This window comes from Streptomyces ossamyceticus (assembly GCF_001418475.1).
Taxonomy (GTDB): Bacteria; Actinomycetota; Actinomycetes; order Streptomycetales; family Streptomycetaceae; genus Streptomyces; species Streptomyces ossamyceticus.
This window is the reverse complement of sequence record NZ_LIQX01000010.1, coordinates 8,809-24,238: the sequence shown is the minus strand read 5'-3', so window position 1 is coordinate 24,238 and position 15,430 is coordinate 8,809. Positions and strand designations below refer to the sequence as shown.

General features: G+C 73.6%; 13 protein-coding genes. 11 read left to right on the top strand and 2 right to left on the bottom strand.

Translation table 11 applies throughout. The features are described 5' to 3' along the window. Nucleotides 1-2: 2 nt before the first annotated feature. Together AOK15_RS44780 and AOK15_RS01285 are read right to left on the bottom strand one after the other, a co-directional pair. Nucleotides 3-143, bottom strand: a complete 141-nt coding sequence (locus tag AOK15_RS44780) for a hypothetical protein (RefSeq protein WP_157870138.1) — start codon at nt 141-143, stop codon at nt 3-5. A 266-nt stretch (nt 144-409) separates the two neighbouring features. Continuing rightward, nucleotides 410-646, bottom strand: a complete 237-nt coding sequence (locus AOK15_RS01285) for a hypothetical protein (protein WP_055511781.1) — start codon at nt 644-646, stop codon at nt 410-412. Between the two features lie 288 nt (nt 647-934). On the opposite strand from AOK15_RS01285, the gene AOK15_RS01280 reads away from it, so the two are divergent. The 11 genes from AOK15_RS01280 to AOK15_RS01230 form a co-directional block, all read left to right on the top strand. Continuing rightward, complete coding sequence (locus tag AOK15_RS01280) at nt 935-2,878, top strand: HAD-IIIC family phosphatase (protein ID WP_055511779.1); 1,944 nt, start codon at nt 935-937, stop codon at nt 2,876-2,878. An 11-nt stretch (nt 2,879-2,889) separates the two neighbouring features. Continuing rightward, nucleotides 2,890-3,207, top strand: a complete 318-nt coding sequence (locus AOK15_RS01275; RefSeq protein ID WP_055511776.1) for a DUF6059 family protein — start codon at nt 2,890-2,892, stop codon at nt 3,205-3,207. A 164-nt stretch (nt 3,208-3,371) separates the two neighbouring features. Beyond that, on the top strand, nt 3,372-5,192 hold the full coding sequence (locus AOK15_RS01270; protein WP_055511774.1) for an AMP-binding protein: 1,821 nt from the start codon (nt 3,372-3,374) through the stop codon (nt 5,190-5,192). A 3-nt stretch (nt 5,193-5,195) separates the two neighbouring features. Further along, nucleotides 5,196-7,088 carry an acyl-CoA dehydrogenase family protein gene (locus AOK15_RS01265; protein WP_055511771.1) on the top strand — a complete coding sequence of 631 codons (1,893 nt, stop codon included), beginning with the start codon at nt 5,196-5,198 and terminating at the stop codon, nt 7,086-7,088. Further along, nucleotides 7,082-8,881, top strand: coding sequence for an acyl-CoA dehydrogenase family protein (locus AOK15_RS01260; RefSeq protein WP_055511770.1), 1,800 nt, complete (start codon nt 7,082-7,084; stop codon nt 8,879-8,881). The genes AOK15_RS01265 and AOK15_RS01260 overlap by 7 nt, the downstream gene beginning before the upstream one ends. Nucleotides 8,882-8,926: 45 nt before the next feature. Further along, the gene (locus AOK15_RS01255; RefSeq protein ID WP_055511768.1) at nt 8,927-9,235 is read left to right on the top strand and encodes an acyl carrier protein; all 309 of its coding nucleotides are present in this window, start codon (nt 8,927-8,929) and stop codon (nt 9,233-9,235) included. After that, the gene (locus AOK15_RS01250) at nt 9,232-12,282 is read left to right on the top strand and encodes a type I polyketide synthase (RefSeq protein ID WP_055511766.1); all 3,051 of its coding nucleotides are present in this window, start codon (nt 9,232-9,234) and stop codon (nt 12,280-12,282) included. The genes AOK15_RS01255 and AOK15_RS01250 overlap by 4 nt, the downstream gene beginning before the upstream one ends. 210 nt (nt 12,283-12,492) lie before the next feature. Then, nucleotides 12,493-13,551, top strand: coding sequence for a 3-oxoacyl-ACP synthase III family protein (locus AOK15_RS01245; RefSeq protein ID WP_055511763.1), 1,059 nt, complete (start codon nt 12,493-12,495; stop codon nt 13,549-13,551). A gap of 37 nt (nt 13,552-13,588) precedes the next feature. Then, entirely contained in the window at nt 13,589-13,816 is a 228-nt protein-coding gene (locus tag AOK15_RS01240; RefSeq protein WP_055511762.1) for an acyl carrier protein, read from the top strand. Then, a complete protein-coding gene (locus AOK15_RS01235) occupies nt 13,813-14,676 on the top strand; it encodes a 2-oxo acid dehydrogenase subunit E2 (RefSeq protein ID WP_055511759.1) in 864 nt (287 codons plus the stop codon). The genes AOK15_RS01240 and AOK15_RS01235 overlap by 4 nt, the downstream gene beginning before the upstream one ends. Beyond that, nucleotides 14,657-15,430, top strand: a 774-nt coding sequence (locus tag AOK15_RS01230; protein ID WP_240508254.1) for a 4'-phosphopantetheinyl transferase family protein, incomplete at its 3' end; no start/stop codon positions are given. The genes AOK15_RS01235 and AOK15_RS01230, both read left to right, overlap by 20 nt.

The window sequence follows — 15,430 nt, the reverse complement described above, 5'->3', positions numbered from 1 at the left end:
GCTCACCCGCGCCAGGGGGCGACATCCGGGTCCGGTGCACGGGCACGGAAGGTGGCGGCCGGGCGGCGGCCCTGTCCGATCGCCGTCGCCGTCGCCGTCGCCGTCGCCGTCTCGCCGGCACGGCCGTCGGCGTCCTCACCCACGAGGTCCCCGGTGCGCGGCGGAGGCCGGGGCGGGGTGCCGCCGGGACGTGAGCGGGGGCTCCCGCTCGCGAAGTTGTTTCCGCTGGTCGCGGGCGCGCGACAGCCGCGAAGTCCGACGTGACAGCCGCGAAGTCCGACGTGACAGCCGCGAGGCCCCGGGTGCTGCCCGGCTTCCCGCCGGGGTCGCGTCGGCCGGTGGCACGCGCGTCGGCGTGCCCGGAGACCGCGGGCAGGGGGCGGGCCGGGGCGCGGGCGGCCACGGGGGCTCAGCCCTGGTCGCCGGAACTCTTCTCCAGCTCCTGCGCCGCCTCGACGAGCGCCCGCGCGCCCTCCAGGTCGTCGCCGAAATCCACGGTCAGCGCGCAGTCGGCGCCCGGCTCCCAGAGCATGGCGACCTCGTGCTCCCTGCTCCGGACACCGCTGACGAGGGTCGCCACGTCCTGATCACCGATGTCGTGCAGCCCCAGTCTGACCGTGCAGTCGATCTCCTTGCTCAGCCGCATGGCGCCTCCAGATCTCGACCCCTGCGGCCAGTCTGCGCCTCACTCGAATGCCGCGCACATGGAGCCCGCCCCGTCACCCCGCGTCACACGCGTCGTCCTCTCCCGCGCCGCCGGGCCGGGGCCCCGGGGTCCTCGCGCTCAAGGCCCGCTTAAGACCCGCTCGGCAGGCTCGGTCCGGCCACCGGCAGTGGTGGTGGGCCCGGTTCCGGGACGGGGCGCGGGCCCGTAGCGGCGATCTCGTACCACCGCGAGCGCCGCGCGACGGGCGATTCAGTGAATGGAGACACCATGGCCACGGTTGTGAGCACCGCCGTGGGCGAGCGGACCGGACCGCTGGACCGGCTGCGCGCCCTCCACGCCGAAGGACGCCTCGCCGACGCGTACGACGAGGTGCCCGGTCTGCTGTCCGAGCTGGCCGCGGCGGGGGACCCCGCCGGACCGCCCGCCCCGGACCTGGCCCGGGCCGGGCAGCTGCTCTCCCGGCTGGACCGGGAGGAGGTGCTGCGCGAGCACCCCGGCACCGAGACGATCACCGTCGCCGTCACCGGCGGCTCCACACTGAGCGGGCTCACCGCCCCGCTGACCGCTGAACTCGCCCGGCACGGCCTGCTGTCCCGGCTGAGCGAGGGCGACTACGGCGCATGGCGGCGCGACCTCCACGACACCTCCAGCGACGTGTACGCCGCCGATCTCGCCCTGTGCGTCCTGGACGCCGAGATCGTCTTCGCGGAACTGCCGCACCCCTGGTCGGTGGAGGACGTCCAGCGCGTCCTCTCCGGGAAGCTCGGCCTGATCAGCTCGCTCGCGGAGCGCTATGTCACGCGCGGCGCCGGCACCTTGGTGCTCAACACCGTGCCCCTGCTCCGCACCCAGTTGCGCCGCCTGGTCGACGCCCGCTCCAGGGCCCGACTCGGCGTGGTCTGGCGGGAGTTCAACGCGGGGCTGCTCCGGCTCTCGGCCGTGCACGACCGCGTCCACGTCGTGGACCTCGACCCGCTGATCGCCGCCGGCGGCCCCGTCAACGAGCCCCGGCTCGCCGCCTACGCCAAGGTGCAGTTCGGCGAGGAACTCCTCGCCGGCTACGCCCGCGAGGTCGGCCACCTGGCCCGGGTGCTGCGCGGCCGCACCAAGAAGGTGCTGGTCGTCGACCTGGACAACACCCTGTGGGACGGCATCCTCGGCGACGACGGCCCGGACGGCATTGCCGCCGCCACCACCTACCGGGGCGAGGCGTTCGGCCGGTTCCAGAAGGCCGTCGGACAGATCGGTGCCCAGGGCGTACTGCTCGCCGTGTGCAGCAAGAACGACATCGAGCCCGTCCGGGGAGTGCTGCGCGACCACCCCGACATGGCGCTGCGGGAGAGCGACTTCGTCCAGGTCACCGCCAACTGGGAGCCCAAGGACCGCAACCTGCTGGAGATCGCCCAGAAGCTCAACCTCGGGGTGGACAGCTTCGTCTTCGCCGACGACTCCCCCTTCGAGTGCGGGCTGGTGGCCCGCAGCCTGCCCGGTGTCGCCGTGGTCCGGCTCGACGAGGAACCGGCCCTGCACATCGAACGGCTGCTCGCCGACGGCTGGTTCGACGTGCGGGAACTGACCGCCGAGGACCGCGCCCGGACGACCCAGTACCGCACCGAGGTGGCCCGCCAGGACCTCCTGGAGAGCGCCGACTCCATGGAGGAGTACCTCGCCGAACTGGGCGTCGAGGTCTCCTTCTCACCCGTACGGGACCACGAGATCGCCCGCGTCTCCCAGGTGACGCTGCGCACCAACCAGTTCAACCTCACCACCGAGCGGCTCCAGCAGGCCGACGTACGGGCCCGTCACGAGTCCGCCGACGGGCTGGTGCTGGCCATCCGCTCCGCGGACCGGTTCGGGGACAACGGCCTCGTCGGCGCGGTCCTGGTGAGCGGCGCCGAACCGGCGGGGGAGTGGCACATCGACAACATGCTGCTGAGCTGCCGGGTGTTCGCCCGCGGCATCGAGCAGGCCTGCCTGACCGCCCTGCTGCACGAGGCCCGGGCCCGAGGGGCGGGCGCCGTGCACGCCCGTTACCGTCCGACGGCCAAGAACCACCGGGTGCGCGACCTGTACCCGTCGATGGGCTTCGCCGAGACGGGTGAGGACGCGGACGGCACCGTGTCGTTCCGGCACGACCTGTCCGAGGAGCACCTGCCGACGCCGCCGGCGCACGTCCGACTGAGCGCGGACATCGCCCGGCGATCGTCCTGAGGCGGGGTGACATGGCGGCCCCGCCCGGCATGTGGTGGTCTCCGCGCCGCGTGTGGCGGGGCGTCGCCACGTTCTTCGTGGACGGTTTCGGCGCGCTCGCCGTCATCTTCGGCATGGTGCCGCCGGCCTCCGTCGAGCAGGCCAAGCAGTGGTGGCTCGGCGAACCGGACCCCGGTGCGCGGGGTGGTGTGCTGCCGCTCGACGAGCCGCCGCCCGCCCATCCCGAGCGCCTGGTCGCCGACGTGCCGCTCTCCCCGCGTGAACGGGAGCTGTGGGCGCAGCTGGAGGGGCACGGCCGGGTGGAGGACGGCCCCGGCCGACGGGAGTGACGTCGGCCGCAAGAGGGGCTTTAGAGACGGACCCGACGATCGGCACGACAGGTCGGGCGGACCAGTGGGTCCGGCCGGCCGCCCGGTCCACCCGGTGCGGCCGGCCCGGCCGGTTCAGCCGGTTTCAACGCGATACGAGTCGCTTCGAGGCGAGGGGAAAGACGGTGGCGGAATTCGGTTCATTCGCGGAGCTCGTGCTGACGCGGTCGGACGAACAGGGGGACAAGGACGCGTTCCTGTTCCTCGCGGACGGCGTACGGGGCAAGGAGCCCGAGCGACTGCCGTACCGGACCCTGGACCACGCGGCCAAGGACATCGCGTCCTGGCTGCAGGAACGGGGCCTTGCGGGACGACAGGTCCTGCTGCTGTACCCCTCGGGCCTGGACTTCGTGAAGGCGTTCGTGGGCTGCCTCTACGCCGGCGCCGTCGCGGTGCCCGCGCCGCTGCCCTCCGAGCAGGGCCAGCACTTCCGCCGGGTCTCGGGGATCGTCCGCGACGCCCGTGTCGGCGCCGTGCTGACCCTCGCCGAGCACGCCCCGGAGGTGGAGGCGTGGCTGGCGGCCGAGGGCTTCTCCGACGTGGCGTGCCTGCCCACCGACCAGGGGACGGTCGGTGACGTGGACGCCTGGCGCGACCCGCGGCTGAGCCCGGAGCACCTGGCCTTCCTCCAGTACACCTCGGGCTCCACCAGCGCCCCCAAGGGCGTGATGGTCTCGCACGGCAACCTGCTCGCCAACGAGGCGGCCATCGCCCGCTCCACGGGCAACACCCCCGACACGATGATCGGCGGCTGGCTGCCCTTCTACCACGACATGGGCCTGATCGGGCACATCCTCCAGCCGCTGTGGCTGGGCACCACCAGTGTGCTCATCCCCCCGGTGTCGTTCCTGCGCAAGCCCGCCCGCTGGCTCGAACTGGTCAGCGAGTACGGCGTCAACGCGAGCGGCGGCCCCAACTTCGCGTACGACCTGTGCGTCCGCCGGGTCACCGACGCGCAGCTGGAGGGCCTGGACCTGTCGACGTGGCGCACCGCCTGCAACGGCGCCGAACCCGTCCGCGCCGAGACCCTCCAGGCGTTCACCGAGCGCTTCGGACCCCACGGGTTCCGCGCGGAGACCATGTTCCCCTGCTACGGCATGGCCGAGACGACCCTGCTGGTGACCGGCACCCCCAAGACGCGGGGCGCGCTGCTGCGCGAGGTCGACGCGGCCGGCCTGGAGCAGGGCACCCTCGCAGGACCGTTCCTGGGCGCCCCGCGCCGCACCCTGGTCAGCAGCGGGGTCGCGCTGGCCGAGGACTTCGAGGTGCGGATCGTCGACCCCGAGACGCTCGCCGAGCAGCCCGAGGGCCGGGTCGGCGAGATCTGGGTGCGCGGCGCCAGCGTCGCCTCCGGCTACTGGGAGCGGCCCGAGGTCAACGCGGAGATCTTCGGCGCCCGCATCGCCGGCCAGGAGGAGCTGGGCGCCTGGCTGCGCACCGGCGACATGGGCGTCCTGGGCGGCGGCGAGCTGTTTGTGACGGGCCGGCTGAAGGAGATGGTCCTCATCAACGGCCGCAACATCTACCCGTACGACGTGGAGAGCGCGGTCCGCGGCCTCAACCCGGCGATCGGCGCCGGCGCGGTCTTCGCCGTCGACACCGGCGGCCAGGAGCACCTCGTGGTGATCCACGAGATCCGGGCCGCCGCCGCGGGCGACGACCTCAAGAGCGTCGCCACCGACATCCAGCGGCACATCGGCATGGAGTTCGCCGTACCGGCAGGCAACGTGCTGCTGGTCCGCCCCGGCACCGTCCGCAGGACCACCAGCGGCAAGATCCAGCGGACCCTGATGCGCAAGCTGTTCCTCCAGGGCGCCGTCACCGCGCTGCACTCCGTGCTGGACCCGTCGGTGCGCACGCTCGTCGAAACCGCCGCCAACGCCGCAGCCGGCGCAGCCGCCGCGGGCACCCCGGCCGCCGACCCGGCCATGGCACCGGTGGGCTGAACCATGGACCATCCCCCCTACCGCGTCGCACAGGAACTGGAGTCGCTGCTCGGCGACCCCGACGACCCCGCCACGCCCTTCTCCCACGCCCGCTGCCTGGAACTCGACGAGAACGAGGAGTTCCCGTCCGACATCTGCCGGGTGCTGGAGGGCTGGGGACTCCAGGAGTTCTACATCCCGGCCGAGCACGGCGGCAGGCTCACCGACTACGAGACCGTCATGCAGGTCATGCGGGTGGTGGCCCGGCGCGACATGACCGTCGCCGTCGGGCACGGCAAGACGTACCTGGGCGGGGTCTGCGTCTGGATCTCCGGCACCCCCGAGCAGGCCCGCCGGCTCGCCGAGGACATCCGGGCGGGCGTGCCCGTCTCGCTGGCCCTCACCGAGCGCGCCCACGGCAGCGACCTGCTCGCCGGGGACGTGCGGGGCGAGCCCGACGAAGCGGGCGGCTGGCGGATCAGCGGCGAGAAATGGCTGATCAACAATGCCACCCGCGGCAGCCTGCTCTCGGTGCTCACCCGCACCTCCGAGGACGGCGGGCCGCGCGGCTTCACCGTGCTGCTCGTCGACAAGCGGCCGATGACGCCGGGAGAGCACTACCGCTGCATCGACAAGATCCACACGCATGGCATCCGGGGCGCCGACATCAGCGGCATCGCCTTCGACGGCGCCCCGGTGCCGGCGGACGCGGCGGTCGGCGGTGTGGGTGGCGGCGTCGAGACCGTACTGAAGGCGCTCCAGCTCACCCGCACCATGTGCGCCTCGCTGTCCCTGGGTTCGGCCGACCACGCGCTGAACATCGCCCTGGACTTCGCCGAGCGGCGCGAACTGTTCGGACGGCGCCTGGTCGACCTGCCGCAGGCACGGCACGTGCTCGCCTCGGCCGCCGCGGACGTGCTCGCCGGGGAGGCGCTGGCCACGGTCGCCGCCCGCTCCGTGCACACCGTCCCCGACGAGCTGAGCGTGGCCGCCGCCGTCACCAAGTACCTGGTGCCCACCGGCACCGAGGGAGTGATCGCCGAGCTGACCCGGCTGCTCGGGGCGCGGGCCTTCCTCAAGGACGTCCACGCCCTCGGGATGTTCCAGAAGGTCGACCGCGACCACCGCATCGTCGGCCTCTTCGACGGCAACACCCTGGTCAACCTCAACTCCCTGGTCAACCAGTTCCGTTCACTGTCCCGCGGCTGGGTGCGCGGCACCGGCGACACGGCCGGCGCCGCCCGCGCCTTCGACCTGGCGGAGCCGCTGCCCCCGCTCGCCCCCGAGCGGCTGTCCCTGGTGGCCCGGCGGGGCAGCGGCATCATGGCCACCCTGCCCGCGTCGGTGGCGGCGCTGCGCGCCGAGGCCGGCCGGCGGCCCGAACTCAAGGGCGCGCTCGGTGCCGCGGAGCGGCTGCTCGCGGTGACCGGCCGGGTCCACGAGGCGATGGACGCCCACCGCGCCGTGGTCTCCGACGTGCCGCCCGCCGCCTTCGACGTGGCCCGGCAGTACAGCCTGTGCCTGGCAGGCGCCGCCTGCCTCGGCCTGTGGACGCACAACCACCGGGCGGCGCGGACCGGGAGCACCGGGCCGCTGTGGCAGGACGGGGTGTGGCTGTGGCCCGTCCTCGACCGGCTGCTGGGGCGGCTGGGCGAGCCCGACGCGGGCGACCCCGACGCCTACGCCCCGCTGCTGGAGCGGCTGCGCGCCGTACGGGAGGCGGGCGAGCTGTTCTCCCTGTTCCCGTTCGCGCTGCACGGGCCCGCCGACCGGCCGGCCGGGCCACCCGGCGACGCCGCCCCGCTCACCCACGCGTCCGGCGCGACCGGCGGTCCGCCGGCCGCCGCAGCGCACGCACACACCGACACCCGGGCCGCCGTCGGCGGCACCCGGACATCCGAGGGGACGTCATGCTGAGTGATCCCGCGGTCCAGGGGCTGCACGGCGACGCAGCCCCGAACGGCGCCGCCCCTGCCACCGACCCGGCCGCCCACCGGGCGGCGGAGGACGCGGTCCGGGCGAGGATCGCCGATTTGGAGAGCCGCTTCGGGGACCCCCAGGACCCCGCCAACCCGCTGGGCGCCGCCGGACTGCTGGCCGCCGACGAGGCCGGGGAACTGCCCGCCGCCGGTGAGCGGCTCCTCGACGACCTGGTCCTCAACGCCGAGTTCGTGCCCACCGACCTCGGCGGACGCCTCGACCGCCTCGACACCCTCGTCCGCGTGATGCGCCAGGTGTTCCGCCGCGACGTGGCGCTCGGCCTCGGCTACGGCATCACGTCGTTCATGGCCGCCGTCAACGTGTGGACGGCCGGCAGCGAGGAGCAGCGCCGCCGGACGGCGGAGCTGCTGCTCGGCGGCTCCAAGGTCTCCGTCGCCTACCACGAGCTGCCGCACGGCAACGACTTCGTGCGCAACGAGTTCCGGGCCGACCCCGTGCCCGGCGGCTTCCGTCTCAACGGCCGCAAGGAGGTCATCAACAACGCCGACCGGGCCGACGCCTACGCCCTGTTCAGCCGTACCGACGACAGCCCCGGCAGCCGCAGCCACTCGGTGCTGCTCGTCGAACGCGACCAGCTCGACACGGAGCGCTTCGCCGTCCTGCCCCGCTACAACGCCGTCGGTGTGCGCGGCTGCCGGCTGTCCGGGCTGGACTTCACCGACTGCCCGGTGCCCGACAGCACCCTCGTCGGCGCCCGCGGCCAGGGCGTGGAACTGGCGCTGCGCTCCTTCCAGATCACCCGCAGCGCCATCCCCAGCATGGCCGTCGGCGCCCTCGACACCAGCCTGCGCACGGTCGTGCGGTTCGCCCTCGGACGTGAGCTGTACCGGCGTTCGGTGATGGAGATACCGCACGCCTCCGCCACCCTCACCGGCGCCTTCCTCGACCTGCTGATCTGCGACAGCATGGCGACGGTCGGCACCCGGGCGGTGCATCTGCTGCCCGACGAGACCAGCGTGTACGCGGCCGCCGTGAAGTACCTGGTGCCCAAGATGCTCACCGACACCATGTACGACCTGTCGATCGTGCTCGGGGCGCGGTTCTACGTCCGGGAGGGCGAGTTCGGCCTCTTCCAGAAGCACGTCCGCGACCTGCCGGTGCTCAGCCTCGGCCACGCCGGCTCGGCGGCCTGCCAGGCCACGATCATCCCGCAGCTGTCCCGGCTGGCCCGGCGCGCCTGGTTCTCCGGGGACGAGGCCCCGCAGAGCCTGTTCCGCCCCCGCGAGGCACTGCCCGGCATCCCCTTCGACCGGCTCGCCCTCGCCAGCGGCCGGGACAGCCTCAGCGCCTCCCTCGTCGCCGCCGCCGACGACCTGCCGAGCGGCTCCCCCGAGGAACTCGCCGTCCAGGCCCTCGTCATGCGGCTCCTGGACCAGCTGCGCCAGATCCAGGAGGACAGCCTGAACCTGTCCCCGCAGGACCGCACCGCCCTCGCCAGCCCCGCCAGCTTCGCGCTCGCCGACCGCTACGCGGTGTTCCTCGCGGCGGCGTCCGTCCTCGGCGTCTGGCGCGGGGCACAGGGTGGCGACGACCCCTTCCTGGCCGACCCGGCCTGGGTGGCCGCCGCACTGCACCGGCTGGCGCGACGGCTCGGGCAGCGCCCCGCCGACCTGCCGCCCGGCTGCGAGGCCCGGGTGCACGAAGAAGTGCTCCGGCGCTTCCACGAACGCCGCAGCTACGACCTCTACGACACCCCGCTGGCCGGCTGACCGCCGGCCGACCGGACCTGACGCGCCTTCACGAGGAGTTACACCATGTCTGTTCCCGCGACCGACCGCACCGCGAACAACGAGCACACCGCACACACCGTCGAGTCGCTGAGCAGCTGGCTCGCCGACCGGATCGCCCTGTACCTCAAGCGGACGCCGTCCGAGATCTCCCCGACCGTGCCGCTGGCCGAGTACGGGCTGGACTCGGTGGCCGCGCTGAGCCTGTGCGGTGACATCGAGGAGGACTTCGACCTCGTCCTCGAACCCACCGTGGCCTGGGACTACCCGACCGTCGAGGCGCTGGCCGGGCACCTGGTGGAGGAGCTCGGGGAGATGGGGGGAGAGAATCGATGAGGCCCGTCGCCATAGTCGGCATCGACTGCCGATTCCCGGGGGCGCCCGACACGGCCGCCTACTGGGACATGCTGATGCGCTCCGGGGACGGGGTGGACAAGGTGCCCCGGCAGCGCTGGGACGCCCGTGACTTCCACTCCCGCGCCGGGGCCGAAGGACACTCCAACACCACCGAGGGCGGCTTCATCTCCGACCCGGACGCCTTCGACAACGAGTTCTTCACCGTCTCCCCGCGCGAGGCGGCCGCCATGGACCCGCAGCAGCGGCTGCTGCTCCAGTGCGCCTGGCGTGCCGTCGAGGACGCCGGGGTCGCCCCGCAGAAGCTGGCCGGCACCGACACCGGTGTCTTCGTCGGCATCATGGGCAACGAGTGGGCCCACCTGCACATGACCGACTACGCCAAGGTCACCGCCCAGCTCGGCTCCGGCAACGGCTACTGCATGACCGCCAACCGGATCTCGTACCACCTCGACCTCAAGGGCCCCAGCCTCGCGGTCGACACCGCCTGCTCGTCCTCCCTCGTCGCCGTCCACCTGGCGTGCAACGCCCTGCTGGCGGGGGAGTGCGACACCGCCATCGCCGCCGGGGTCAACGTGGCGCTCACCCCGGCGCTCGGCATCTTCTACACCCAGGCCGGACTGTCCGCGCCCGACGGCCGGTGCAAGCCCTTCAGCGCCGACGCCGACGGCATCGGCCGGGGCGAGGGCGTCGGCGCGGTGGTGCTGCGCCGACTGGAGGACGCGATCGCCGACGGCCAGCCGGTGTACGCGGTGATCCGCGGCACCGCCGTCAACCAGGACGGCCGCAGCAACGGCATCACCGCCCCCAACCGCTGGTCGCAGCAGGAGGTGCTGGCCGCCGCCTACCGCCGCGCCGGGGTCGACCCGTCCGAGGTCACCTTCACCGAGGCCCACGGCACCGGCACCGTCCTCGGCGACATGATCGAGATCAAGGCGCTCGGCCATCTGCACTCCGGCCGCTCCGGGCGCCCGCTGGCCCTCGGCTCCGTCAAGGGCAACATCGGGCACACCGAGGGAGCCGCGGGCATCGCCGGCCTCATCAAGGTCGCCCTGTCGCTGCACCACAAGACGGTCCCCGCCAGCCGGTTCGCCGCCAAGGAGAACCCCGCCCTGAAACTCGCCAAGCAGGGCATACGGCTCCTCAAAGCGCCGCTGCGGCTGCGCTCCGGGCCGGCCATCGGCGGCCTGAGCAGCTTCGGCATGGGCGGCACCAACGCCCACGCCGTCCTGGAGTCCGCGCCGCCGTACGCCGCCCGCCCCGAGGAGCGGGACCCGGAGTCCGGGCACACCGGCCGGACCACCGGCGCCTCGGGCCTCGGCGCCGGCGTCTTCACCCTGACCGCCCCCTCCACCGCCGCGCTCCGCCGCAACCTGCTCGTCCAGGCCGACGCCCTGGAACGGCGCCGGGTCCCGGCCGGCCCGCTGTGCTGGAGCAGCAACAGGACCAAGACCGGGCACCGCTACCGCTTCGCGCTGCCCGCCAAGGACACCGGCGAACTCGCCGCGACCCTGCGCGAGGCCGCCGGCGACGACGACCTGCTGGCCCGGCTCGTCGGCAACGCCACGGGCAAGCCCCAGGTGGGACTGCTGTTCACCGGCCAGGGCTCCCAGTACCCGGGCATGACGGCGCGCCTGTACCTCCAGTCGCCGCTGTACCGGCGGTTCCTCAACGAGGCCGACGAGGCGCTCGCCCCGCACCTCGGCGGCTCGGTGCGCGACCTGCTGCTCTCCGGCGACGAGGCCGTGCACCGCACCGGCTGGACCCAGCCCGCCCTGTTCGCCGTCGAGTACGCCCTGGCGGCGAGCCTGACCGAACTCGGAGTGCCACCGGCGCTGCTGCTCGGCCACAGCGTCGGCGAGTACGCCGCCGCCGTCCTCGCCGAGGTCTTCCCGCTGGAGCAGGCAGCACGGCTGATCGCCGCCCGCGGCGCCCTGATGGAGCGGCTGCCCGAGGGCGGCGGCATGCTCGCCGTACGGGCGCCGCTCTCGGAGCTGGCCGAACTCGTCGACGCGGAGCCCCTGGTCGGGGTGGGCGCGGTCAACGGCCCCCGGGCCACCGTCCTCTCCGGGGACCTGGCGGCACTGGAACGCATCGACGAGACGCTCGGACGACAGGGCGTCAGGACCCGGCGCCTGGAGGTCTCCCACGCCTTCCACTCCCCGCTGATGGAACCCATGCTCGACACGTTCGCCGCGATCGCGGACGAGACGGGCGGCGGCGTCCCCAAGCTCCCGGTGTACTCCACCGTGCGCGGGCGGCTCCTGGAGGCCGAGCCGATGGACGCCAAGTACTGGACCGAGCACATCAGCGCCCCCGTCCTGTTCGGCGACGCGATGAACCGGCTGCTGGAGGCGGGCCCCACCCACCTGGTGGAGGTCGGCCCCCGCCCGGTGCTCACCGGCATGGCGCGCGCCCTGCGCTCCGCCGCCGGAGCCGGCGTGCACAGCGTCGCCCCCGTGGCGGGTGAGGAGGCCGACGGCAGCACCTTCGCCGAGGCGCTGGCCGAACTCTTCCGCAGCGGCCTCGACCCCCGGTGGGACGCCGTCTACCCGCAGGAGGAGCGGCAGCCGCAGCGGCTCGCCCCGTACGCCTTCTCCGACGCCCACCGGTTCTGGACCCGCAGCACCGTACGGGCCGCCCCGGCCGACCTCAGCGTCGTCCCCGACCACGCGGACACCGCCTCGGCGCACCCGCGGGACGAGACGGCCGCGCACGGGCACGGCGCCGTGCTCACCGCCGTCCTGCCCTCCGCCGCGGAGGACACGGCGGTGGACCCGGTGACCCGCGCCGTCATCGAGGCCGTCGCGGAGGTCGGCGGCTACGCCACGGACGAGGTCTCGCGGCTGTCCCTGCTCTACGAGGACCTCGGCTTCGACTCGGTGATGATCATGGAGTTGAAGGACCGGCTCCAGGAACGCCTCGACGGGCTGGACACGATCAGCGTGCAGGACCTGCTCCCGCGGCTGTCCTCGGTCGGAGACCTCGTCGACTACCTCCAGGACCGCGCAGGCTCGGCCGTCGCCTAGGGACTGTCGTCACACTCCCGCCTGCCCTGCGACGCCCGGCAAGCTCCCCCAAGCTCTTCGAGCAGGGGGGACCCCGGAGCACGCACCGGACGCCGCAGGGCCGCCCTCCGGGCGACGACGGGAGTGTGACGACAGACCCTGGGCCGCGCGCCGCCCGCGCGGCCGGGCGCTCCCCGCTCCCGTCACGGACTTCAAGGAAGGACCGCTCGTATGCAGTCGGAACACTCACCCCAGCACGACTCCGCCCCGCCCGGCGCCGTCTCCTACCTCGCCTCGGTCGGCACCGCGCTGCCGGGCGACCCGGTCGACAACGCGGCGCTGGCGAGGACACTCGGCGTCAACGAAGAGTGGATCGACGTGTTCATCGGCACCCGGACCCGGCACTTCGCCCGCGACCTGGAGACCGGCGAGGTCCGCTGGTCGCTCGCCGACCTGTGCGCCCGCGCCGCCGAGCAGGCACTCACCGCCTCCGGGCTCGCCCCGCACGAGATCGACTTCGTGGTCATGGGCACCGCGACCCCGGACCACCTCATGCCCGCCACCGTCAACCACGTCGTCGACCAGCTCGGCCTGGACCAGATCCCCACCTACCAGCTCCAGTCCGGCTGCGCCGGCGCCGTCCAGGCCCTGCAACTGGGCCACACCCTCGTCACCGGCGGCGGCCACAAGGCGGGACTGGTCATCGGCGGGGACGTCTGCAGCAAGCACCTCGACCTCGACCGGGACCTGTCCTCTGCCGCCCCCAGCGACCTCGTCAACTACGTCCTCTTCGGCGACGGGGCGGGCGCCGCCGTGGTCACCTCGACCCCGCGCGGCGAGCGCCTCGCCCTGCGCACCGTCCTCAACCGGTTCACCGGACTGGGCCGGGAACCCGGCCAGGTCATCGACTGGTTCGGGCTCGCCGACCGCCACGAGGACCGGCAGGCCGTCCGGGAGGACTACAAGGCCATCGAGGAGTCCGTCCCCACCATGGCGGTGGAGATCCTCTGGGAACTCCTGGAGGAACTCGACTGGACCCCCGAGGACGTGGACTTCCTGCTGCCGCCGCAGCTGTCCGGCCGGATGACCCGGCGGATCACGGACGGACTCGGGCTGCCCGACGCCGTCGAGGTGTCCTGCGTCGCGGACACCGGCAACAACGGCAACGCCCTGCCCTTCCTCCAACTGGAGGCGCTGCTGGGCAAGATCGGCCAGGGGCAGCGCGCGCTGGCGGTCGCCGTCGAGTCCAGCAAATGGATCAAGTCCGGTTTCGCGCTCGAGAAGATCTGACGTCCGCACACACCCGCCCCTGGGAGGGCCGTACAGAATGCACACCATCGACGATTTCGTCCGCCTCGTCAGGGACGAGCTCGGTATGCCGTTGGAGGAGTACCAGGTCTCCGCCGACCTGGACCAGTTGCCCGCATGGGACTCGCTGTACCTGCTGAAACTGGTCACCGCGCTGGAACAGGCCACCGGCCGCAGCCTGCCCGTGGGCAGGCTGCTGGAGGCCCGCAGCCTCGGCGAGATCTACCAACTGGCGGCCCGGACATGACCGCTGCCGGGGCCGGCGGGAACCCGCCGGCCCCCGTCCGGGCGCACCCCGAGCGCCGGCGGCGGCACACCCTGTACTTCCTGGAGCACGCCGCCCGGCAGCGGCCCGTGCACCTCGACACCGACATCGACATGACCCGGATCGAGGCCCACCGCGGGGCCGCGCGGGCGGCCGGCCGCCGCTACTCCGTCGTCACCTATCTGCTGCACGCCACCGGCCGGGTGCTGCACCGCCACCCGGAGGCCAACGCGGCCCTCGCCCCGGCCCGCCTGTTCGGGCTGCGCGGACCGCGCACCGTCCGGTTCAGCGGGGTCACCGCCAAGCTGGCGCTGGACCGCACCGTGGACGGCGAACGGACCGTGCTGTCCGCGCTGCTGCCCGACCTGGAGAGCGCCGACCTCGACGAGATCCAGGCACGCGTCGACCGCTACCGGGGCCCCGGCACCGAGCGGATGGCCGAGTTCCGCGGGGTCCGGATGCTCGGCCGGCTGCCGGTGCCGCTCGGCCGGCTGGCCTTCGCCGCCGCGACCCGCGACCCGGCCAGACGGCCGGCCGTCCTCGGCACCGTCGCGGTCAGCTCGCTGGGCCACCGCCCCGTCGACGGATTCCACTCCAGCGGCGGCACCGCCATCACCCTGTGCGCGGGACGCGTCGTCGAGCGGCCCGTCGTCAAGGACGGGCGGCTCGCCATCGCCCCGGTGATGCGGCTCGGACTCACCTTCGACCACCGGGTCGTCGACGGCGCGGCCGCCGCCGACGTTCTCGGGGATCTCAAGCAGGAATTGGAGGGCTTCGATGACGCGGAGGAGGACGGCACCCAGCCCATCGCTCGGGGAGCCGGTGCGGATCTCCGGCCGTGACGGAGCCTGGGACCAGGTCCGAGCCGACCTGGAGGAGCACGAGGTCGCGGTGTTGCACGCCCGGCTCGCCGACTGGCGGCCGGACCGGGCGGGCGCCCCGCGGCTGCGTGCCCTGCTGGGCCGGGACTGGGACCGCTACCTGGAGATGACGCACCCGGACGTGCGGACCCGGTTCGCCGCGTCCCGGGTGCTGCTGAAGTTCGCCGCCTCGGTGGCGCTGCGGGTGCCCCCGCAGGCCGTCGAACTCGGGTACGGCCCCACCGGCCGCCCCTATCTGCGCGGCTACGACGCGGTGGACATCAGCCTCAGCCACACCGAGGACCTGCTGCTCATCGGACTCACCACGAAAGGGCTGATCGGGGTGGACGCGGAGCGGGCCGACCGCCCGCTCTACACGCGCGGGCTGCACCGCCATGTCTGCACGCCGCACGAGCTGACCGTCCTGGAACGGCTCCCGGCGCAGCGGCGGGGCGCCGCGCTCGTACGGATGTGGACCCTCAAGGAGGCCTACAGCAAGGCGATCGGGCAGGGGCTGCGGTTCCGCTTCACCGACTTCGGTTTCAGCGGCGACGGCCGGCCCGCCAGGGTCCTGGCTCCCGACGGCGCACCGGGCACCGGTGTCGAATGGCAGTTCCGCACCTTCTCCGTCGACGACGGCTACGTCGTCAGCGTCGCGGTCAGCGACGCCGGCTTCGGCGGCACCCGCGACACCGCCGCCCGCACCATGCTCGACCCGCGGGTCGTCGCCGCCGTG